This is a genomic window from Chryseobacterium sp., from assembly GCF_019236175.1.
GTDB lineage: Bacteria > Bacteroidota > Bacteroidia > Flavobacteriales > Weeksellaceae > Chryseobacterium.
The window spans coordinates 41,246-62,365 of sequence record NZ_JAFAJM010000002.1 but is presented as its reverse complement, the minus strand read 5'-3'; the positions used below and the strand labels follow the sequence as shown (position 1 = coordinate 62,365).

At 36.6% G+C, this 21,120-nt stretch carries 18 protein-coding genes; 9 read left to right on the top strand and 9 right to left on the bottom strand.

Annotated elements, in window-relative coordinates; all coding sequences use genetic code 11:
- Positions 1-71 precede the first annotated feature (71 nt).
- The 3 genes from JO178_RS01360 to typA form a co-directional block, all read right to left on the bottom strand.
- Positions 72-623, bottom strand: a complete 552-nt coding sequence (locus tag JO178_RS01360) for a ferritin (protein ID WP_291930641.1) — start codon at positions 621-623, stop codon at positions 72-74.
- A gap of 282 nt (positions 624-905) precedes the next feature.
- On the bottom strand, positions 906-2,519 hold the full coding sequence (locus JO178_RS01355; RefSeq protein ID WP_291930639.1) for a family 10 glycosylhydrolase: 1,614 nt from the start codon (positions 2,517-2,519) through the stop codon (positions 906-908).
- A 130-nt stretch (positions 2,520-2,649) separates the two neighbouring features.
- Positions 2,650-4,455 (bottom strand): translational GTPase TypA, encoded by a 1,806-nt coding sequence (typA, locus tag JO178_RS01350; protein WP_291930637.1) that lies wholly within the window; start codon positions 4,453-4,455, stop codon positions 2,650-2,652.
- Positions 4,456-4,534: 79 nt separating this feature from the next.
- Here typA and JO178_RS01345 point away from each other — a divergent pair, with 79 nt between their 5' ends.
- From JO178_RS01345 to JO178_RS01325, 5 genes are all read left to right on the top strand, one after another.
- The gene (locus JO178_RS01345) at positions 4,535-4,660 is read left to right on the top strand and encodes a hypothetical protein (RefSeq protein WP_291930635.1); all 126 of its coding nucleotides are present in this window, start codon (positions 4,535-4,537) and stop codon (positions 4,658-4,660) included.
- A gap of 17 nt (positions 4,661-4,677) precedes the next feature.
- Positions 4,678-6,252: a right-handed parallel beta-helix repeat-containing protein gene (locus JO178_RS01340; protein ID WP_291930633.1), complete on the top strand. Its 1,575-nt coding sequence runs from the start codon at positions 4,678-4,680 to the stop codon at positions 6,250-6,252.
- Between the two features lie 158 nt (positions 6,253-6,410).
- A complete protein-coding gene (locus JO178_RS01335) occupies positions 6,411-8,039 on the top strand; it encodes a hypothetical protein (RefSeq protein ID WP_291930631.1) in 1,629 nt (542 codons plus the stop codon).
- Between the two features lie 186 nt (positions 8,040-8,225).
- A complete protein-coding gene (locus JO178_RS01330; protein ID WP_291930629.1) occupies positions 8,226-9,725 on the top strand; it encodes a right-handed parallel beta-helix repeat-containing protein in 1,500 nt (499 codons plus the stop codon).
- Positions 9,726-9,742: 17 nt separating this feature from the next.
- Complete coding sequence (locus tag JO178_RS01325) at positions 9,743-9,964, top strand: hypothetical protein (protein ID WP_291930624.1); 222 nt, start codon at positions 9,743-9,745, stop codon at positions 9,962-9,964.
- A 40-nt stretch (positions 9,965-10,004) separates the two neighbouring features.
- On the opposite strand, the gene JO178_RS01320 is transcribed toward JO178_RS01325, so the two are convergent.
- The gene (locus JO178_RS01320) at positions 10,005-10,256 is read right to left on the bottom strand and encodes a DUF1294 domain-containing protein (protein ID WP_291930622.1); all 252 of its coding nucleotides are present in this window, start codon (positions 10,254-10,256) and stop codon (positions 10,005-10,007) included.
- Positions 10,257-10,375: 119 nt separating this feature from the next.
- Between JO178_RS01320 and JO178_RS01315 the strand changes: the two genes are divergently transcribed.
- A complete protein-coding gene (locus tag JO178_RS01315; RefSeq protein WP_291930620.1) occupies positions 10,376-10,732 on the top strand; it encodes a hypothetical protein in 357 nt (118 codons plus the stop codon).
- 101 nt (positions 10,733-10,833) lie between these two features.
- On the opposite strand, the gene JO178_RS01310 is transcribed toward JO178_RS01315, so the two are convergent.
- Entirely contained in the window at positions 10,834-11,508 is a 675-nt protein-coding gene (locus JO178_RS01310; protein ID WP_291930619.1) for a YceI family protein, read from the bottom strand.
- Between the two features lie 254 nt (positions 11,509-11,762).
- Here JO178_RS01310 and JO178_RS01305 point away from each other — a divergent pair, with 254 nt between their 5' ends.
- A complete protein-coding gene (locus tag JO178_RS01305) occupies positions 11,763-13,886 on the top strand; it encodes a Tex family protein (protein WP_291930616.1) in 2,124 nt (707 codons plus the stop codon).
- A gap of 28 nt (positions 13,887-13,914) precedes the next feature.
- Positions 13,915-14,550 (top strand): HAD family hydrolase, encoded by a 636-nt coding sequence (locus tag JO178_RS01300; RefSeq protein ID WP_291930614.1) that lies wholly within the window; start codon positions 13,915-13,917, stop codon positions 14,548-14,550.
- Positions 14,551-14,682: 132 nt separating this feature from the next.
- On the opposite strand, the gene JO178_RS01295 is transcribed toward JO178_RS01300, so the two are convergent.
- From JO178_RS01295 to JO178_RS01285, 3 genes are all read right to left on the bottom strand, one after another.
- Positions 14,683-16,254 carry a M28 family peptidase gene (locus tag JO178_RS01295; protein ID WP_291930612.1) on the bottom strand — a complete coding sequence of 524 codons (1,572 nt, stop codon included), beginning with the start codon at positions 16,252-16,254 and terminating at the stop codon, positions 14,683-14,685.
- Between the two features lie 139 nt (positions 16,255-16,393).
- Positions 16,394-17,563 carry a carboxypeptidase-like regulatory domain-containing protein gene (locus tag JO178_RS01290; RefSeq protein WP_291930610.1) on the bottom strand — a complete coding sequence of 390 codons (1,170 nt, stop codon included), beginning with the start codon at positions 17,561-17,563 and terminating at the stop codon, positions 16,394-16,396.
- 206 nt (positions 17,564-17,769) lie between these two features.
- Positions 17,770-17,946 carry a histone H1 gene (locus tag JO178_RS01285; protein WP_027373301.1) on the bottom strand — a complete coding sequence of 59 codons (177 nt, stop codon included), beginning with the start codon at positions 17,944-17,946 and terminating at the stop codon, positions 17,770-17,772.
- Positions 17,947-18,205: 259 nt separating this feature from the next.
- Between JO178_RS01285 and JO178_RS01280 the strand changes: the two genes are divergently transcribed.
- Positions 18,206-19,693: a M1 family aminopeptidase gene (locus JO178_RS01280; protein ID WP_291930602.1), complete on the top strand. Its 1,488-nt coding sequence runs from the start codon at positions 18,206-18,208 to the stop codon at positions 19,691-19,693.
- Here JO178_RS01280 and JO178_RS01275 read toward each other — a convergent pair whose 3' ends face one another.
- Complete coding sequence (locus tag JO178_RS01275) at positions 19,694-21,112, bottom strand: PLP-dependent aminotransferase family protein (RefSeq protein ID WP_291930600.1); 1,419 nt, start codon at positions 21,110-21,112, stop codon at positions 19,694-19,696.
- Positions 21,113-21,120 lie beyond the last annotated feature (8 nt).

Genomic DNA, 21,120 nt, shown 5'->3' with positions numbered 1-21,120 from the left:
GAGTTTCATAATAAAAAAATCCGCCAGTATTCCGGCAGATTTTAAAATCGGATTAACGGTACCGCTACTGCTTACGGATTATCTCCTGTAGCATTCTGTGCCAACGGCACATCGTTCGGTGTTTCCTGTAAAGTTTTATCTAAAGTAAATAAAGATTCATCTGTAGCACGGTCACCACCGGCAATTTTTAATTTATCAATTAAATTCTGCGCCAATGTTTCTTCCTCTATTTGCTCCTGTACAAACCACTGCATAAAATTCCATGTTGCCCAGTCTTTTTCTTCCATGGAAAGGTCTACAATTTTGTAAATAGCGGTTGTATTATCCACTTCATGTTTAAACACTCCGTCAAAACAGGCTGTGAGTGATTTTGGATCTGCAGGAGGAGCCGGAATGGCAGTCACTTTAGGTTTTCCGCCTCTGTTTAAAATATATTCCATGAATTTAATCGAATGGTTTCTTTCTTCCTGAGCATGTCTGTAAAGAAAGTTGGCAATTCCCTGATAGCCTTTATCATCTGCCCAAATTCCATAAGATAAAAAAACGTGTGATGCATGAATTTCCTTGTTCATCTGGTCACTAAGTGCTTTTTCCACTTTTGCGGAAAGTCTGTTAGTATTCATAATGTTATATTTTGGTGATTATGAGACTCATCATGCAAAAATGATTCCGCTAAGACTTCAGAGGCGCTTAACAAGAACTCAAAACCTAACGCAACGAACTAATTACCAGGAATATACGTTGATAATTTATAGTTATTCTAAAATAAATCCGGATCTTTTCAGAACCGGATTTATTTATGGATGTAGTTATTTTAACCACGAATGCACGAATTATTCTATTTATGCATTCGCAGTTATCGTCTGTTACAGCAGATTTTGTTTTTTTGGTGTCTGGCAACGAAATTATTTAATTCTTCTCGCCATATAATCACTTTCATTGCCCAGTCTGTCAATTGCTTTGATTGCCACTGCATTTAGTTTTTTACCGTCTTTAAACTTAGGAATATCTTTTGAAAGTGTGTCTAGTGTTAAAATTTCCGTTTCCCATACTCCGTTATACTGTTTGAAAAGTACCCATTGGAAAACACCGCTCAGATTTTTTGAGCTCCAGCTCGTCTGCGCAAAACTTCCGTTATCAGTAACAAACAATGTAGGAGTCTGAACAGGTGTTGCTTTGATCCACGGTGTTTTCGGAATTAATGCTTTTTCGCTGTAGGGTCCGTTTTTCAGAACAGGAAGCATATTTGAATTTTTCGTCAATCCGGCAATACTCCAGTGAATTTCTCCGGCATCATTTTTCAGGATATTTCTTGAAATTTCAATTTGGTTTTTAATCTCTGTCGGGCGGTCCGCTGCTTTAATTTCTACGGTATTCAGCCCCGGCCATAAGTGACGGTTCATTGTATTTTCAGACTGCCACCAGCTTAGTAATGCTTCAAAGCTTTGTCCCTTTGAATTGATAGGCCAGTATAACTGAGGGGAGAAATAATCCACCCATCCTTTATTCAACCATAATTTAGCATCAGCATAGAGTTCATCATATTGTGAGGAACCTACAACTCCTGCCGGATATCCCGGTTTCCAGATTCCGAACGGGCTGATTCCGAATCTTACATAGCTTTTTTCTGCATGAATTTCTTTATAGATCCTTTCCACAAATTTATTCACATTGTCTCTTCTCCAGTCTGCTCTGGAGAGCGTACCTCCACTGCTCACATAGGCATTCCATGTTGCATTGTCAGGAAAATCAGCTCCTTTATTGTAAGTGGCATAAGGATAAAAATAATCATCAAAATGAACCGCATCAATATCATATCGCTGTACTATATCTTTTACAACATTGGAAACATGTCCTTGTGTTTTTGGATTTGCAGGATCAAACCAATACATTCCATTTTTTAATCTTACAACGATATCAGACAGTTTATTGGCCATGGAAAGTTTATTTACAGAACCTCCGTTGGTATGGTGTGCACGGTAAGGATTTAACCAGACATGCAGTTCAAGGCCTCTTTTATGGGCTTCTTCAATCCAAAACTGAAGCGGATCATAGTTGGGATAAGGGGCTGTGCCTGTTTCCCCGGTCAAAAAGTAAGACCATGGTTCAATATTACTGGTATACAAAGCATCTGCTGAAGGTCTGATCTGGAAAATAGCAGCATTGAAATTGTTGTTTTTCAACATATCCAACATGGCAATTGCTTCTGCTTTTTGTTGTTCTACACTAAGATCATTTCTTGAAGGCCAGTTGATATTGGCAACACTCGCAATCCAAGCTCCCCTGAATTCTCTTTTGATTTCAGGAAGTGTGGTTCTGAAAACATCGTCTGTAGCAGTTTCTGTTACTGGTTTTATTCCAGCTACCGGAGGTTTTGGCGGAGTGGTATTATTGTTGGGTTTTGTAGCGTTTTTAACGGGCGGAGTCTTGGTTGCTGCACTATTCTGAACGGAACATGATGTACTGTACGATGCAAAAACTCCTAATAAAACGATAAGTTTTAATTGATTCATTCTCATAGTCACAAAACTACTTTAAAATTTATTTTTTATTTCTTAGAGATTATTATGCCAAAATAAGCATTTTAGAGTATTGTTGTAGAAAAAAAGCCTCGAAAATCGAGGCTTTGATTTTATATATTAGAGTTGATTAAGCTTTCGCTGATCTTTCCACTCTTTTTCTTTCTTCTTCAGAAAGGATTTTCTTTCTCATACGGATGAAGTTTGGAGTCACCTCAATCGCTTCATCACCCTGAATGTATTCCATACATTCTTCAAGTGAGAATAAGATTTTCGGAGCAACACCGGTATCTTTATCTTTTCCGGAAGCTCTCATGTTGTTCAACTGTTTTGCTTCCACGATGTTTACTACTAAATCTCCCGGTTTATTTTGCTCACCGATGATCATTCCTGTATAGATTTCTTCACCCGGATCAACGAAGAATTTACCTCTGTCCTGTAATTTAGCGATAGAATATTCCGTAGCAGGTCCTGTAGTCTTGCTGATCAATACACCGTTATTTCTTCCAGGAATAGCACCTTTGAAAGGCTTATATTCTGTGAAACGGTGTGCCATAATAGCTTCTCCCGCGGTTGCCGTTAACATTTGAGAACGTAATCCGATTAAACCTCTTGAAGGGATTTCGAATTCCATATGCTGCATTTCACCTTTAGTTTCCATAATGTGAAGGTCACCTTTTCTCTGAGTTGCTAAATCGATTACTCTTGAAGCATATTCTTCAGGAACGTCAACTACTAAAGATTCATAAGGCTCACAGCTTACTCCGTCAATCTCTCTCAGGATAACCTGTGGCTGGCCAATTGTCATTTCGTATCCTTCTCTTCTCATTGTTTCAATCAAAACAGATAAGTGAAGAATACCTCTACCGAATACAAGGAAAGTATTGGCATCATCAGTCTGCTGAACTCTTAATGCTAAGTTTTTCTCTAATTCTTTTGTTAATCTTTCTTTCAGGTGGTTAGAAGTAACATATTTACCGTCTTTACCGAAGAAAGGTGAATTGTTAATAGAGAACGTCATATTCAATGTAGGCTCATCAATAGCCGTTCTTTCCAATGGTTCAGGGTTTTCAAGATCTACGAATGAATCACCGATCTGGAATGAATCAAAACCTACTACAGCACAGATATCTCCAGCCTGAACTTCAGTTACTTTTTTCTTTCCTAATCCTTCGAAAACGTAAAGTTCCTTTACTTTTCCTTTTACAATTTTACCATCTGCCTGAGCAAGACCAATCCACTGAGATTCTTTGATTTCTCCTCTTGTTACTTTTCCGATAGCAATTCTTCCTAAGAAAGAAGAATAATCAAGAGAAGTAATCTGCATCTGAAGATTTCCTTCAGTTACACTTGGAGCAGGTACATATTGTAAAATCCCGTCTAATAATGGTAAAATATCTTCCGTTTGTTCTAATGAAGTGTTGAACCAACCTTGTTTAGATGAACCGTAGAATGTTGGGAAATCCAACTGTTCTTCAGTAGCCTCAAGGTTGAAGAATAAATCAAATACCTGATCGTGAACTTCGTCCGGACGACAGTTTGGTTTATCTACTTTATTGATAACCACTAATGGTCTTAAACCTAATTCCAAAGCTTTCTGAAGTACGAATCTTGTCTGTGGCATTGGTCCTTCGAACGCATCCACTAACAAAATAACTCCGTCAGCCATTTTTAATACTCTTTCTACTTCCCCACCGAAATCCGCGTGACCAGGAGTATCAATTACGTTAATTTTTGTGTCTTTATAAGTAACAGAAATATTCTTGGATAAGATGGTGATCCCTCTTTCTCTTTCAAGATCATTGTTATCCATAATTAATTCTCCACTCTCCTGATTTTCTCTGAAAATATTGGTAGCGTGAATGATTTTGTCAACCAAAGTCGTCTTCCCGTGGTCAACGTGTGCGATAATCGCAATATTTCTAATGTTTTGCATATAGGATTTTTACGGGTGCAAAAATAGTGATTTTAAATTAATTAATTAAAAAGTTTATGCAATATTTAACAATTTCATAATGAGAAAATTAGATAAATCTACTTTTATCTTCTTTAAAAAACTTGTTGCGTCAGGTTCTGACGTCACCCGATTTTATCTTTGTTTTCATGATCATTCTACAGGATTATCTGTGATTATTTATTAACCTTTAAAAAGCAAGAAATGACAAACAATTTAAATCTGATGACTATTGATTCTTTTTTTTCATCTTCAGATCCTATTTTAGATCTTGAAATGGTAAGCCTGATTGATTCCTTCAGTGGTGAAACTGTCAATTTTAGAAAACAGAATACACCTGTTCCGGAGAATGGCAAATACCTTTATAGAATTAAAATAAATAACAATTCCACGACTTCATATTATCGAAGAGTGGTTAGTAACAGTATTTCAATAAAAATCGCAGACGTTTATGGAGATGGTCTCACTGATGATTCCGGTGAAATCCAAAGACTGATTGACGAAATGGAAGCAGGACAGGTTCTGGAACTGGACAATAGAAGATATATGCTTTATCAGCCATTACAGATTAATAAAACAATTAAAATTACAGGTTCTTCTACCAAACGAAAAGACGGTTACCCTCCTTTTCTAATAACAAATAACAATCATGGTATCGTCATTAATGCCTATAAAACACTCGTTAATGGTAATGAGGTCACCATCAATGCATCAGGTACTGTTTTAGAAGGATTTGGCATTTATAATACGACCCTTTACACCACCACCCCTAATAATTTTACCGGAATTAAAGTAAACGGAACTTCGGATGTTCATGCTTATGATATTATTTTAAAAGATCTCACCATTAATGGTTATCAGACAGGGCTGGAAGTAATTGCTCTCTGGTCTTCACAAATACAGACGGTAAAAATAGGTAATTGCCAGGTAGGAATTCACGTGAAAGAAAATTCTGTGAACAATGAAATCTCTAATAATACTACAATTTCAATAGATATCATTATCGAAAATCCAATAACAGGAGAAAAAGAGCTTATCGATATACCGGGAAGTAAGGGGATTTTATTTGATGGAGATACCACTCAGGAAGGCTGGAGAATTATTGACACTCTCATTTTTAATGTTTATCAGGGTATTTATGCTGAAAAGACATCCCATGTCAATGTGCTTAACAGTATGATTGATTTCTGCAGACATATTGGAATTGTGATTGCAGAAAAGAGTTATAATTGGAATATCAATAGTAATTATATTGCTCTTTCTCATCCCGGATACGGAGTCTATTTAGCCAATAATGATCCGAACACAGCCCCTATCCGAGGAAATAAGATTATTGATAACGATATATTAATTTACGATCATGCCCAGCCAGACAATATTTCTATCGGTATTAATATTGTCGGAGAAGGCTCCCTTTATGATGATGTAAGAGGAAATTCTGTTAAAAATTTTAAGGTATATGATATCAGAGCGAAATCCGGATTAAAGACCACTATTACCCACAATAAATGTTTATCAGAAATCAATCCGAATATCATCGGTAACTGTATTACCAATGATAACCTGGGAACAGTATATTATCAAAACTTAAATGACAGTCTTCATCTAGGAAAAGTAAGGATAACCTACGCTGATCATTATCCTTCCGCTTCTTCTTCTGAATGGAAAAGAGGTGACATTATTTTAAATACAAGCCCTTCTGTTGATGCACCGATCGGATGGGTCAATACAACAGACGGACAAAATACATGGAAGCCTTTTGGCATTATTAACAATTAATGAAAAAACAGTCTTAATGACTGTTTTTTCATTTCCTAATGGTTCTAAAAAGAAAAAATAATGCGTCAGGTTCTGACGTCACCCGTTTTTATCTTTGTTTTCAGGATCATTCTACAGGATTATCTGTGATTATTTATTAACCTTTAAAAACAGAGCTTATGATTTTTACCAATGAATTTTTCTCAGTTACAAGTACAATTCCCGATCAGGATGTGATAGAACTGATTGATGAATTTACTTTTGAACCTTATGTTTATGAAAGAGTTCTTAGCCTTAAATACGTAGACGGAACGGTTTACAGAAACAGGAATGGTGCCTTTTATATCAACCGGACTGTAACCAATAGCAGTGATCCTGTAGACGTTGGTATTTTTGGGGCCAAAGGTGACGGTCTCACTGATGACACTGAAAGCATCAACAAAGCTGTGCTTTATCTCTCTATTATCGAGCGGGGTTCTTTGAAATTTAATGGCCAAAAAAGCTATCGTATCAATCACACCATTTATATTACTTCTAATGTTACTTTTTATGGTAATGGAGCTTCTTTCATCGGAAATACCCATAATACAATAGTAGCAACAGCCTATCGGCAGGGAAATGGTGAGGACATCCCATATTCTCTGCACTCAAACCTTTTAGATCCATATGGGTCAAATATGATTTCTTATTCTCAAATTAGAGATGCTAATTTTAAAAACTGTAATATTGGTTTGCATTTTGTAAATTTCTGTATCGGCTGCGTTTTGGAAAACATAGCTTTCTTTGAATCAACCTGTTCAATAAAATTTGACAACTGCTATTATACCGTATTAAAAAATATAATTTCCACTTCAAATTCCGGAAAAAACATTCCGGATGAATATTGTTATCAGTTTCTAGGTCAAAATAATGCCCTGCTTCTGGAACGCGTTACTGCCACCAGAAATTTAGGATTTTTATTTCAGGGCGGCACTACAGCAACTACTCTAATTTCACCTACAACAGAAGGCGGAAATACGGGCATGAAGTTCAAAGAAGACTGTTTGGGAGTAACTATTAATGGCTTGTATGCAGAACTCATAAAAGATGTCATCGATCTATCCGAGGTACGTACAGGAAATTTTGAAATTTCCAACAGCTATTTCAATTATACTGACCGGCCTCTGATTGGTCCTGACTACAGAGGACAGTCAGAAGACAGAGAAGCAACCGGTACATGGAAAAACAATACGATTGTCAACATCAATCAACAACATAACGGATTTACTTACAGAGGCCTTATGAATGTATCTCAGGCAAGAAATTACATCAAGTTTGAGCTTCCAGTCTATGAAGGTGATGGGGCTCTTCCCCCTAACTGGATCGTAGGTGATTTTACCAACATCACTTCTTACGGCCAGGAAAAAAGTACAGATAATAAAGCTGTAGGTAATATCAAAAGACAATTTGGCGTCATTCCGGTAACAAGAAGCGGAGATGTAGGGGATGGAAAAACAGGTTTTATTCCTGACTGCACTCACGAATTGATCGGAAGTGATCCTGCTAATTTTGGCATCAAAATTAAAACTAAAATTAAATTCCAGGAATACATGATGTTTGTAAAATACAATATTCATATTGCTACTTATTCTTATGGAAGATGGTTTTATGGCGACATTTTCGGGCAAAACCTTTCTTCTAAAGATGAAGGAAATATCCAAATTACTTCCATTGAAAATGAAAGTGGATTTCTGGTAATTAAAATAACAGGATTTAACGAACCTAATCTTAATTATATCATCCAGGGAAACATACAGCTTATTGTATAATAAAAAGACACCTCATCCGAGGTGTTTTTGCTTCCAAAAAGAGAAACTATTTCACCACTTTACAAAGCCTTTTTCTTGAAAATAAAAATAATGCGCCAGGTTCTGACGTTACCCGTTTTTATCTTTGTTTTCATGATCATTCTACAGGATTATCGATGCTCAATTATTAACTTTTAAAAACAAAAAATGACAAATAGTTTAGGATTACTGACGATCAAAGAATTTATTGATTCTCAAGATTCTACATTAGACAGAGAGATTATCACTCTGATTGATCACAATAGCGGGGAACTCGTTAATTTTAGAAAACAAAATACTCCGCTTCCGGAGTATGGCCGCTATCTGTATTGGACAAAAATCAATAGTGATGAGTCCAGAGCTTATTATAAAAGAATTGTTACCAATGATATTTCCATAAAGATTACGGATGCATCCGGAGATGGTAATACGGATGACTCAGAGAAAATCCAGCAACTCATTGATGAAATGGAAATCGGACAGATTCTGCATCTTGATAATAAGAGATATATGCTTCATAAGCCACTGCAAATCAATAAGGCGATCAAAATCACAGGTGCTTCTACAAAAAGTCTGGTAAGCTTCCCTCCTTTTCTTATTACCCACAACAATGACGGAATCAACATCCATGCATCCGGAGTGGTACTGGAAGGTTTCGGAATTTACAATATCATCTGGTATACTACTTCAGACAACCTTTTTACCGGAATCAGAATCAACGGCACTTCAGACAATCATATTTATGACACAGTATGCAGAGATCTTCTTATCAGAGGCTACCAAACTGCTTTGGAAGTCAACTATCTCTGGTCGTCTCAAATTCAGACGGTAAAAACAGAAAACTGTCGGACAGGGATCTTGATCAAAGGGGTATCTGCCAATAATGAGATTTCCAACAATACATCCATTTCAATCCATGAGGCTTATGATATTCCGGACAGTCGGGGGATCTGGTTTGAAGGAAATACATTAAAAAAAGGCTGGAAAATCTCTGATACTCTTATAGTTAACGTTTACGAAGGGATTTTTGCTGAAAAAACTTCACATGTTAATGTATGTAACTCCACGATTGATTTCTGCAGACATATTGGAATTATAATTACCGAAGACTGTAACCACTGGAATATCAACAGCAATTATATTGCTCTTTCACAACCCGGATACGGAATCTCTTTAAACAATAATACCCAACATTCTTTAAGCACCGGAGGAAATAAAGTTATTGACAATGATCTATTAATTTATAAACATAAGGAGCCGGATACTATTTCTATTGGTATCCATATTACCGGAAGAGGATCTCTTTATGATGAGGTAAGGGGAAATTCCGTTAGAAATTTCAAAGTATATGATATCAAAGCAGAGCCCGGATTAAAAACCACGATCACCAACAATAAATGTTTATCTGAAATCTGCCCCAATATCAAAGGTAATTATATTACTAATAACAATCTGGGAACCCTGTATTACCAAAATTTAAATGAAGTTCCTCATATGGACAAGGTAAAAATAGCCTATGCTGAAACTTACCCCGTTATTTCTTCTCCTGACTGGAAACGAGGTGATATTATTTTAAATACAAATCCTTCCGTTGATGCACCGATCGGATGGATCAATACTACACACGAAGTGAATATCTGGAAACCTTTTGGTATTATTAATAATTAATTGCATATCCTATCGTAATGGGACCTGCGCACAGCACACAGGAAAATACAAACACTTATACCGGAAATAATCATAACACCGCTATGTATACCTGGAATTATTCGTGGCTGAGAGAAAGTGCTCCGACACAATTCAGAAATTCGGCTCCGCCAAATGGGCATATTTTTTATGATGAAACCCTAAATATTTCGCAAATCTATTTAGGCGGCGTATGGAAAACCATTAAAACGGAACCCTAAGAACATGTAAAGGACTGCCAGATTGAGGCAGTCTTTTAGTTTAATGCCTGATGAAACGGTAAAGTAATACAAGATCAATTAAAACTACAATGATGAATTTAACAAGGAAAGATTTTTTGGAAACCTTATGATTAAAAACAATCATTCCGGAAGCTGCTCCTATGATCCCAATAAAGGAAAGTCCTAAAAGAGCATTTTCTGAGATTCTCCATTGGTGTCTCTTGGCTTGCAGTTTGTCAAATCCAAAAATTCCGAAAGTAATCAGATTAGCGATCAGCAGAAAAGAAATCATCTACAATTAATTTGCAGCAAAAATAAAGTTTAATTTATATATGAAAAAAACCACCGGAAAATATTTACCGTAAGATCACAATAAGATTTTTTAAATTTGCTCTCCATAAAAATGAATCAATGACAGTACACGATCTTGCAGGCACATATGCTATCGAGGGGAGCAATCAGGAAGAGTCCAATCAGTTTACGTATCACGGCATCTTAATTTTATCCGTTGATGAAAACAACCGTATTATTGCTCAATGGATCATTGGTGATCACATACAAAACGGAACAGGATTTTACAAAGATCAGATTTTAGTCATCAATTTCAACTATGAAGGTGATGATCATACAATTTATAAAGGAGTTGCCGTATACCGCTGTCCAAGTAAAGATATCCTGGACGGGTTCTGGTCTGAGAAACAGGGTAATCCTTTATATCTAGGAAGTGAGTATGGAGTACGTATTCAGGATGCATCACTGTTAAACTGATTTCTTATGTATTGTCTGTAGATCAGGCAGTTCAAATAATAAGAAAAGAGCTGCTTTTATAAAAAGCAGCTCTTTTCTTATTATTTCATTGTTTACAACAATTATTTTTTAGCTTTTACATCGATGGCGATCTCGATATCCTTACTGATCATCCATTCTGCAGGATCAGCTTCTGAAGTACCGAACTTGATTCCCCAATCTGTTCTGTTTACAGTAAATTTAGCCTGAACAGCTGCTGAATTTTCTGTTACATCTACTTTAGCAGGGAAAGTCACATTCATAGTTTTTCCTAATAAAGTAAGATTTCCGCTTACGGTTTTGTTAGCTCCTGCTACAGCGTCTTTTGGTGTCTCTTTTAAGTCTGTTACACTTGTAATTTTAAAATCTGAAACCGGATTTTTTTCTACATTAAAGAAATCAGGATTTTTCAGGTGAGCTTCAAGGTCAGCCGGTTTTTTATCTTTTTCAGTAACAGAAGCCGGATCAACTTTAATAGAAGTCATATCAATAATAAAGTTTCCTGCTGCAATCTGTCCTCCATCAATGCTTAAATCTCCGGATTTAACGGCAAGAGTTCCCCAACGAGGCGCAAAACCTCCCTTATGGAAAGCTTTCCAGTTAACTACTGAAGCGGTAGTATCTACTGCCAATACTTCACCTTTGCTTTCTGCAACGGTCTGTTCACTAGCTACTCCTGTATCTGATTTTTCTTTACTATTACATGATGCTGCCAGTAATCCTACTGCTACTAATGCAATTACGCTAATTTTTTTCATATTGAAATGTTTAAAAAAGTTTGTTTGAAATCTTTGTTGTTTTCGGATACAAAAATAGAAAAACCATATTTCCATATCCTTAACATACATCAAGAAATTAAAAAAAATGGAGTTTATTCATTATAAAGCTCAGAATAATCTATAACCCGGCCTATCGAAACGAGTATTCAAATAGTCTTTTCAGATCATTTAATACCAAACACGCTCTCTTTTCTCATTCCAAAACCTTATTTTAGCTACCCGAAAACAGAACAATGACGACCGTAGAATTTATACAGAAACAGCTCAACATTTCTGAAAAGAGTATCAACAATACCCTTCAATTATTAGCAGAAGACTGCACGATCCCTTTTATCTCCCGGTACCGCAAAGATAAAACCGGAAATCTTGATGAAACTCAGATTGAACAGATCGCTAAAATCAATAAACAGTTTGAGGAAATCACCAAACGAAAGGAAAGCATTTTAAAATCCATTGAAGAACAGAATGCCTTAACCCCTGAACTTCAGCAAAGAATTGAAGAAAGTTTTGATCTCCCCGAACTGGAAGATCTCTATCTGCCTTTTAAGAAGCGGAAGAAAACCAAAGCTGATGCAGCCAAAGAAAAAGGGCTTGAACCTTTAGCTAAAATCATTATGAGCCAGAAAAACAACGACCTGCAGTTTCTGGTATCAAAATATATAAACTCCGATGTAAATACTGAAGAAGAAGCATTACAGGGGGCAAGAGACATTATGGCGGAATGGATCAATGAAAACATGTACGTCCGTAAAAATCTTCGTCGCCTCTTCCAACGTAAGGCTGTCATTACTTCTAAAGTTGTAAAAACTAAAAAAGAAGAAGAGGGCGCTCAAAAATTTTCTCAATATTTTGAATGGGAAGAAAATCTCAGCAGAATACCTTCTCACAGGCTATTGGCTATGCTGAGAGCGGAAACAGAAGGTTTTGTGAAAACAAATGTCGGTATTGACAAAGAAGAGGCTATTGACTTTATAGAGAAAGCCATTATAAAATCAGATAATGAAAGTTCGGAACAAATTGCAATAGCTGTTAAAGACAGTTACAAAAGACTTTTAGAGCCTGCTATTTCCAACGAAGCATTACAGGAAGCTAAAGAGAAAGCAGATAAAAAAGCGATTGAAATATTTTCTGAAAATCTGGGTCAGCTACTTCTGGCTCCTCCTTTGGGAGAAAAAAGAATTTTAGCCATTGATCCGGGATACAAAAGCGGATGTAAAATAGTCTGCCTTGATGAGAAAGGAGATTTACTTCACAACGAAACCCTCTACCCTCACGCTCCTCAAAACGAAAGCGGAATGTCTATGAAAAAGATCCGCTCCATGGTTAATGCCTATCATATTGAAGCAATTTCTATCGGAAACGGTACCGCAAGTCGGGAAACTGAATTTTTTATTAAAAAGATTGCTTTTGATAAACCATTACAGGTTTTTGTTGTCTCAGAAGCCGGTGCATCAGTCTATTCTGCGAGTAAGATTGCAAGAGACGAATTCCCATCCTATGATGTAACTGTACGCGGTGCAGTTTCCATCGGAAGAAGACTTTCCGATCCCTTGGCGGAACTTGTAAAAATTGATCCGAAATCCATTGGAGTGGGACAATATCAGCACGATGTAGATCAGACCCGGCTTAAAAATGAACTTGATTCTACCGTCATGAAATGTGTGAACTCTGTTGGCATTAATCTGAATACCGCAAGCAAATCATTATTAAGCTATGTCTCGGGAATCGGAGAGAAAATGGCTGAAAACATCATTAATTACCGTACGGAAAACGGAGCATTCGAAAACAGAAAACAGCTGAAAAAAGTTCCAAGACTTGGAGAGAAAGCATTTCAGCAGGCGGCAGCCTTTGTAAGAATAACCAATGCTGAAAATCCTCTGGATAATTCCGCGGTACACCCTGAAGCCTATGAAATTATTGAAAAAATGGCTAAAAATCTTGGTCTTACAACCAATGATCTGATTGCCAATAAAGAAAAAATAGCATTAATAAAACCTGAAGCTTATATTACAGAAGAAATCGGAATTCTGGGAATCAAAGATATTCTGAAAGAACTGGAAAAACCGGGATTAGATCCCAGAAAAGCAGCTAAGATATTTGAATTCGACCCCAATGTTAAAAGTATTAAAGACTTAAAAGCAGGCATGATTCTCCCCGGAATTGTCAATAATATTACAGCCTTCGGATGTTTTGTTGACCTGGGAATTAAAGAAAGCGGGTTAGTACACATCTCTCAGCTGAAAGACGGATTTGTTTCCGATGTTAATGAGGTTGTAAAACTTCATCAGCATGTCAGAGTAAAGGTAACGGAAGTAGATGAGGCCAGAAAAAGAGTACAATTGAGTATGATCTTATAAATATTATTCATCCAGTAAAAAATACACATTGAACTATAAAAATTTAATTTTCGATTTAGACGGAACTTTATGGGATTCCAGAGCTTCCATTATCAATATATGGAATGATGTACTGACAAAGCATCAACTGATTGAAAAGAAACTGAAAGCTGAAGATATGAATCAGTATATGGGACTTCTTACCGATGATATTGTAAGAGAAATTGCTCCGGGAATCAGTGATCAGGAAGTCAACACCCTCCTTTCGGAAATAAGCGAACAGGAAAATAAAGTTCTTCGTACGCAGGGTGGCATTCTTTATGAAGGTGTTAAAGCTACATTATCAGCCTTATCCGAAAAGCATCGCCTTTTCATTGTCAGCAACTGTCAGGACGGGTATATTGAAGCTTTTCTAGACTTCTATGGATTCAACCATCTGTTTACTGATTCCGAATCTCATGGCAGAACCCGGAGAATAAAATCTGAAAACATACACCTGATCATGGAAAGAAATCAGATGAAACGAGAAGACACAATCTATATAGGGGATACACAGACTGATTATCATTCGGCAAAAGCGAATGATTTAGCGTTTATTTTCTGTACCTACGGATTTGGTAAACTAAGCAACACTGATTATAGACCTGCCGTATCGCAGTTTTCAGAAATAAAATTTCATCTATAAGGTTTTAAAATACCAGGATCATTTCGTTCTTGAAATCTTTAGAATTAAAAAAACAAAGAGGCTGCTTCTATACTGAAACAGCCTCTTTTATTTATACTCTATATTGAATACAATTCAAAAGTATCAATAGGATTATTTATAATCTTTTGAACTTCTTCTCGGCTCTTTTACTTCCGGCCACTTTATTATTTCTCCTTTATCATCCTTTGGCATCACTCTTTTTTCTCTGTTGCTGAATTCAGGATCTTCTGAAGCCATATAAGCCAGAGCAGCCGTAAGGACCACATTATTTTTTACTTCATCAAAAACGATTTTATCATAAGTGTCCTTTGTTGTATGCCATGTATAACCGAAGTACCCCCAATTGAGAGAACCTAAGGATATTCCCGGTACTCCAGCCGCTACGAATGAAGCATGATCAGAACCACCGCCTCCGGGCATTCCCGGGAAATCAGTTTTAATATGACCTCTTACTGATTTCGGAACTCCGTCAAGCCATCTTCCTACATAGTCATATGCTTTTACAAATCCCTGCCCGCTGATATTCACCACTCTCCCGGTTCCGTTATCCTGATTGAAAGCAGCCTGCACTCCTTTGATAATCTGAGGATTATCCGCCACAAAGCCTCTGGAACCATTCAACCCCTGCTCTTCACTTCCCCAGAGCCCTATCACAATCGTTCTCTTATTGTTTGGATAATACTTTTTTAAAAGCCTCATGGTTTCAAGCATGGTAAGCGTTCCCGTACCGTTATCCGTTGCTCCCTGTGCTCCGTCCCATGAATCCAAATGGGCAGAAAGAATCACATACTCATCAGGTTTTTCTTTTCCTTTAATCATGCCGATGGTATTAAAATTTTTAGCTTCAGGAAGTATTTTCGACTGAGCTTCGATTTTGATTTTAGGCTGAGCTCCTTTTTCTGCCATTCTGTAAAGCATTCCATAGTCTTCCACATCAATATCAATCATAGGAATCTTTGCTGTTTTAGCTCCAAAAATTCTGTTTGCCCCCATAATACCAGTCCAGTTTGAAATAGCTATTCCTGCAGCGCCTGCATTTTCAAGGGCTTCCGGAAGTGTCGTATTATCATATCCGATATTCTTTATATAGGCAGCGAAATCTTTAGTAGCCTGTTCTTTCTCTGCTTTAAGTTTTTCATAAAGCTCCGGAGTGGCAAATTCTTTAATCTGCTCATCAGAACGCCCGATTTTCTGATATTGTGCCATCAATACAATTTTTCCCTTTACAGAAGGAAGCCATTTATCAAATTCTGCTTTGGAAGAAGCTTTAGGAAGTACAATTACTTCTGCTTCCACAGCTTTTTTAGTTGCAGGGCTCCATGCCAGTTGTGTTGCAGATAAAGATTTTATACGCGGATATACCATATCGACATGGGTAATTCCTCTCTGCCACCCTTTCCATGTTCCAAACTGCTGGAGATTGGCATCTACTCCCCATGAGCGCAATTTACCTGCACTCCACTCATTCGCGGCCAGCATTTCCGGTGTTCCTACAAGACGCGGTCCTATTCCATCCAACAGCTCATATGCCATATTTTCAAGCTGAGAATTGTTATTGATCTCATCTACAAAGCTTTTGACAATAGGATCCAGTTTTTCTTTCGGATCTACTTTTACCTGAGCCCATGAAAACTGGGCAGCCAACATCACAGCCGGTACTGCAAAAAATCTATTTATCCTCATAAGTATATATTGATTGGTTTAAAGATAAAAGAAATTACGGAGATGATAAAGAAATGAATAAAAAAAAGTCTTTAAACATCAGTATTTAAAGACTTTTTTTTCAAAAATTAAATTCTATTGCAAATATCTTGATTCTTTTTTATTTAGATCCGAAATCAGGAAGCTTCCTATTAACAAAAGCCTGTTCTTCAGCGGAAAGAAGAATGGTGTTATTTCTGTTTTCTTTCACCGGAACATTATCCCAGATATTTTTACTGAAATCCACCTTAGGCTTAAGCCCTTTTTCATCAGCTTTTTTAAAGGTATTATAGATCAGTTCCCTACTTATTTTCCTTTCATGTTTTACCCCTTTGTAATACGCTACATATTTATTTCCCTCAAGCCTGCTTGATGCCGGAACATACATTCCCCCATTTTTATAGAAATCAAAAACAAGAATTGCGTTTCCAAGCTGATAGTCATATTCTTCACCTTCTGCCGTTTTTCTCTTCACCATCGGGTAGTGATCCTGTAAGTAATGGATTTCAAAATAAGTGATGACTTTATCCGCTTTATTGAATTTAAATTCACCCTCCATCTCAATACCCGCTGCAGACTTAATCGTAAACGTGATTAATTGTTCATCGCCTTCTTCAAAAACCATCCATCCGGAACTTTTTGACTCTTTCTCTTTGACATGAAACAATACACGATTTAATTCAAAATTGAAAAAGTAATTACCTACATGCTCATGAGAAAACTCATTACCACCGCCTGTAAAAATACTGTCTGACTTTATATTCTTCAGATATTTTACATTATTAAGCTGCATCTGAAGGATATTGTCGTAGTTTTTCTGAGCTCCGTCTCTATAATTGTAGTAATTGCTTTTGCTCCATAATTTAGTCTCTGCAATGACTAAAAAATAGAGCCTGTTATTATCGCTTTTTTTCTCTTTATAGACTACATTGTAAAGAGAAGGCTCATTATAATATCTTTTTTTATAATTTTTATTGACGTCTTCAAAAATTTTCATGATATCCACACGTACCAGTTTTACTTCATCTATACTTTTATAAACACGTTTTAATGGTATGGAAGAACGAAATCCCGGGCTTTTTACCGTTTGGAAACCGGATGCCGAAACCACAAAATCGGCAGCACCCTGATCCACCGGTGCAAAACCGTCTTCATTGGTATATACAATCTGATCCTGAAGGAGAATTCTTGCATTCGGAACAGGGCTTCCGTTTTCCGAATCTATGACTCTGATTTTCTGGGCAGAAAACAATCCAAAAAGAAAAACGAACAGGAAATAATAATGTTTCATAATAATCTGTGAGTTGACCTTCCGAAAATACGAATTCTGAATGTAATTTTCACCACCTAGTGTAAAATAACAAATTTATGACAAAATATCGTTTGAATGAAAGAAGAAATAAAGGAAAACAAGACTTATGCAGTACTTAAAGCCCGGTGATTCCGTAAGAAAATACGGATAAAAAAAACCGGCTTCAAAAGCCGGCTAAAGGTGAATTATTTTTTAGCTTCTTCTACAGAAACTTTTCTGAATTCTTTGAACAGTTTGCTTAGTTCTAAAGCTGACTTACGAGCTCTTGTTCCTGCTGCTTTGTTCCCTTTTTCCGCTTGTTGGTTTGCCTCAGTAGTGAACGCTTCAAATTCCGCGTTGATTTTTTCAATTAGTTCTTTCATTATATTTAAAAATTTAGGCTGCAAATATAGGTTTTATGGTGATTCCAGCCTAACTGCGGGGGGAAAAGTTTAGGGTAAATGATGAAAATCTTTATTTTTTTGCTCATAACGGCCAGTTTTATTCTGATCGTCGGAAGAAAAGGCCTTTATACACGATTATTTGCACGTTAATTGCTTTTCAGATACTGCCTATAAAAATGACAATATATCATACAATTTTTAGGAGATTTAAGTTAAATTTGAAAAAAACAGCATATCCATGATTAAAAGATTACTCATTTTAAGTTTTCTATTCCCTTTTCTGGTCTATTCACAAGATAAGGTTCGTTATAAAGTCTACTATGATGAAGATTTGCAACAATCCGGCTTAAAAGTCCGGATTGATTATCACCTTACCACTCCCTCTGATACGATTTCTTTTTATTATGCTAATGAAAACTGGGGAGAAAATAATCTTTTGAAAAATATGATCATCTTAAAGGAGGATAATCCGGGCATTAGTTTTGAAGTCAGTCCTGAAGCAAACAGAATAAAGATCTTTAAAGAAAAGGATGAGAAAGTATCCTTTGTTTATCGTATTAAGCAGGATTTCACAGATCCGAACTACCAGATTTTCAACCGTCCCCGAATCAATAATCATTTTTTTCATATTTTAGGTAAAAATCTTTTTATAGTTCCTCAATCATTTACCAGCGGGCCGGATGATCAGAATTTTGAATTTTATATAGATTGGGTAAATTTCCCACCACAATTTAAACTCCATAATAATTTTTTCACCCAGATCCGAAGTCAGAAAATAAAGACAACTTTATGGAATGGTTTTTACAATTCTTTATTTATCGGCGGAGATTATAGGTTTCATACTTTTAAAATCAAAGACAAACCGGTATATTTTGTGATTAGAGATCAGTGGTATAATGGTTTTTCCGATGATTTTTTAGTTTCCAATTTAAAAAAAGCGATACAGTCTCAAAGAGATTTCTGGAAAGACTATGACCAGCAGACTTTTTCGGTAACGATGACTCCTACCGTTTCTCAACAGGACAGCTTATTTAAAGGCTACAGTTCGAAGGGCTCAGCTATTAAAGATGCTTTCATGATTCAGGGTACCAATAACCCTTTCAACAGTAAGGATTCTTATCTGTACCTTTTATATCACGAGCTCATGCATGAATGGATCGGCAATAAAATTCAGACTAAAAATGAAGAGCTTAATTTCTGGTTTAGTGAAGGTTTTACAGATTATTATGTTTACAAAAACAGATTGAGAATAAAAGATATTTCTACGGAAGAATGGCTTGCATTATTTAACCAGGAAATCATCAAAAAGCACTGGAAAAATCCTTACCGGAATATTCAGAATTACACCATAAAAGATGATTTCTGGAAAGATCGCAATGTTGAAAAAGTTCCCTACAGACGGGGTGCTATTTTTGCATTCTGGCTGGATAATCAGATTCTGTTAAAAACCGGGAATAAAAAATCTCTGGATAACCTTATGCTGGACTTATTAAAAAAATGCACCGGCACTAAAGTACAGTTTACAGATGAAATGTTCCTTGATCTGGCAGAAGGCTATCTCGGCAGTAATATTTCCTATTTTTTCCAGAAACATATCATCAGTGGGCAAGATATCGACCTTGTTAATGAGAAATGGATTGACGGCTTTAATTTTATATCCATCGATAATATTCCACAATTACAAATTGATTCTAATAAAACCCTGCAATATCTACCCGGTTTATAATTATTTCTCAGATAAAAACTCCTGTACTCTTTTTCCGGTATCCTCCAATAAAACCATCCTTTCAGTACTCATCCGGTCTGCAAAAACAATACGGAAATGATGGCTGTATTCCTCTGTAAAAGAAAAAGTATGTCCGGGAGTAAATAAGAGTTTTTTTTCTTCACAATATTGGTAAAACTCTTCCATATTTATATTTTCAGGAAATCGGGCCCAAATACTATACCCGCCTTCCGGCCTGTGAAAATAACAATTATCCGGAAAGTATTGTCTGAGTATATCCAACATCTGAAAGGCATGCTCGCTTAGTTTCTTTCTGAACGAACGAAGATGCCTTTCATATGTATTTCCCTGTAGTAGTTTCAGAACCAGTTCCTGATATACAGGGGATACAGATCTTCCCAGAATAAACCTGCTTCTTTCCACTTTTGCATAAAACCTCCCTGTAGATAACCATCCTAAACGAATTCCCGGAGCCAGTGTTTTTGAAAATGAAGAATACGTCATGACCAGTCCTGTTTCATCAAAACTTTTAATACATTTAGGCCTGCTGCCTGTAAAATAGAGATCAGAGTACATATCGTTTTCAATGACAGGAATCTGATGAACGAGGGCAATTGCTAACAAGTCTTTCTTGGTTTCATCAGTCATCAGTATCCCTGTCGGATTATGGAAGTTTGGAGTTACAACTATGGCACGAACATCATATTCATGGCAAACCCGTCTGAAATATTCCGTATCAAAACCATCTGCATAATGTACAGGAATTTCAATAACCTTAAGCCCAAGATTAGCAATCACTTCCAATACGGAGAATACACACGGGCTGTCAACTACAATAACATCTCCCGGTTTCGTTACAGCCCGCAAGGCTATTGTTAATGCCTGTAATGCACCATCTGTGATAACCAGTTCATCAGGATGAAAACCTCCGCCATATCTTCCCATTTGTTTTGTAATATGGGTCCTTAATGACTCAAGCCCATTAGAGGGATAATAGCGTAACAATGAAGCACCTTTTTCCCGGATGACTTCCTGCATAGTTCGAAGGATTAGTTTCTGCGGAATCATCAGATCACCCGGAATTGCTGTGTTAAAAGAACCCACATCCGAAGTTCTTCTGGAAGTCAGCAGTATATTCTTCATAAATTCCTCATCTCTAACTACCGGCGGAAGATGTATTTTCCCTTTAGGAATATCTGTGTCCTCTATTTCCGCAACAAAATATCCGGAACGCGGAATACTTTCAACGAGGCCCTTGATGATGAGGTGTTCAAACCCGCTCTGAACCGAACTTGTACTCAGCTGATATGTTTTTTTAATTTCACGGACGGATGGTAAACGGTCCCGGGTTTTTAATATTCCGCTAAGAATCTGTTCTTCTATAATTGTGGTAAAAACTTCGTATTGATAAGATCTCATAAGACTTC

What these genes read in the sequence shown, in the direction of transcription:
- JO178_RS01360 (WP_291930641.1), bottom strand. Translation starts at nt 623, where the DNA reads ATGAATACTAACAGACTTTCCGCAAAAGTGGAAAAAGCACTTAGTGAC.
- JO178_RS01355 (WP_291930639.1), bottom strand. Translation starts at nt 2,519, where the DNA reads ATGAGAATGAATCAATTAAAACTTATCGTTTTATTAGGAGTTTTTGCA.
- typA (WP_291930637.1), bottom strand. Translation starts at nt 4,455, where the DNA reads ATGCAAAACATTAGAAATATTGCGATTATCGCACACGTTGACCACGGG.
- JO178_RS01345 (WP_291930635.1), top strand. Translation starts at nt 4,535, where the DNA reads ATGAGAAAATTAGATAAATCTACTTTTATCTTCTTTAAAAAACTTGTT.
- JO178_RS01340 (WP_291930633.1), top strand. Translation starts at nt 4,678, where the DNA reads ATGACAAACAATTTAAATCTGATGACTATTGATTCTTTTTTTTCATCT.
- JO178_RS01335 (WP_291930631.1), top strand. Translation starts at nt 6,411, where the DNA reads ATGATTTTTACCAATGAATTTTTCTCAGTTACAAGTACAATTCCCGAT.
- JO178_RS01330 (WP_291930629.1), top strand. Translation starts at nt 8,226, where the DNA reads ATGACAAATAGTTTAGGATTACTGACGATCAAAGAATTTATTGATTCT.
- JO178_RS01325 (WP_291930624.1), top strand. Translation starts at nt 9,743, where the DNA reads ATGGGACCTGCGCACAGCACACAGGAAAATACAAACACTTATACCGGA.
- JO178_RS01320 (WP_291930622.1), bottom strand. Translation starts at nt 10,256, where the DNA reads ATGATTTCTTTTCTGCTGATCGCTAATCTGATTACTTTCGGAATTTTT.
- JO178_RS01315 (WP_291930620.1), top strand. Translation starts at nt 10,376, where the DNA reads ATGACAGTACACGATCTTGCAGGCACATATGCTATCGAGGGGAGCAAT.
- JO178_RS01310 (WP_291930619.1), bottom strand. Translation starts at nt 11,508, where the DNA reads ATGAAAAAAATTAGCGTAATTGCATTAGTAGCAGTAGGATTACTGGCA.
- JO178_RS01305 (WP_291930616.1), top strand. Translation starts at nt 11,763, where the DNA reads ATGACGACCGTAGAATTTATACAGAAACAGCTCAACATTTCTGAAAAG.
- JO178_RS01295 (WP_291930612.1), bottom strand. Translation starts at nt 16,254, where the DNA reads ATGAGGATAAATAGATTTTTTGCAGTACCGGCTGTGATGTTGGCTGCC.
- JO178_RS01290 (WP_291930610.1), bottom strand. Translation starts at nt 17,563, where the DNA reads ATGAAACATTATTATTTCCTGTTCGTTTTTCTTTTTGGATTGTTTTCT.
- JO178_RS01285 (WP_027373301.1), bottom strand. Translation starts at nt 17,946, where the DNA reads ATGAAAGAACTAATTGAAAAAATCAACGCGGAATTTGAAGCGTTCACT.
- JO178_RS01280 (WP_291930602.1), top strand. Translation starts at nt 18,206, where the DNA reads ATGATTAAAAGATTACTCATTTTAAGTTTTCTATTCCCTTTTCTGGTC.
- JO178_RS01275 (WP_291930600.1), bottom strand. Translation starts at nt 21,112, where the DNA reads ATGAGATCTTATCAATACGAAGTTTTTACCACAATTATAGAAGAACAG.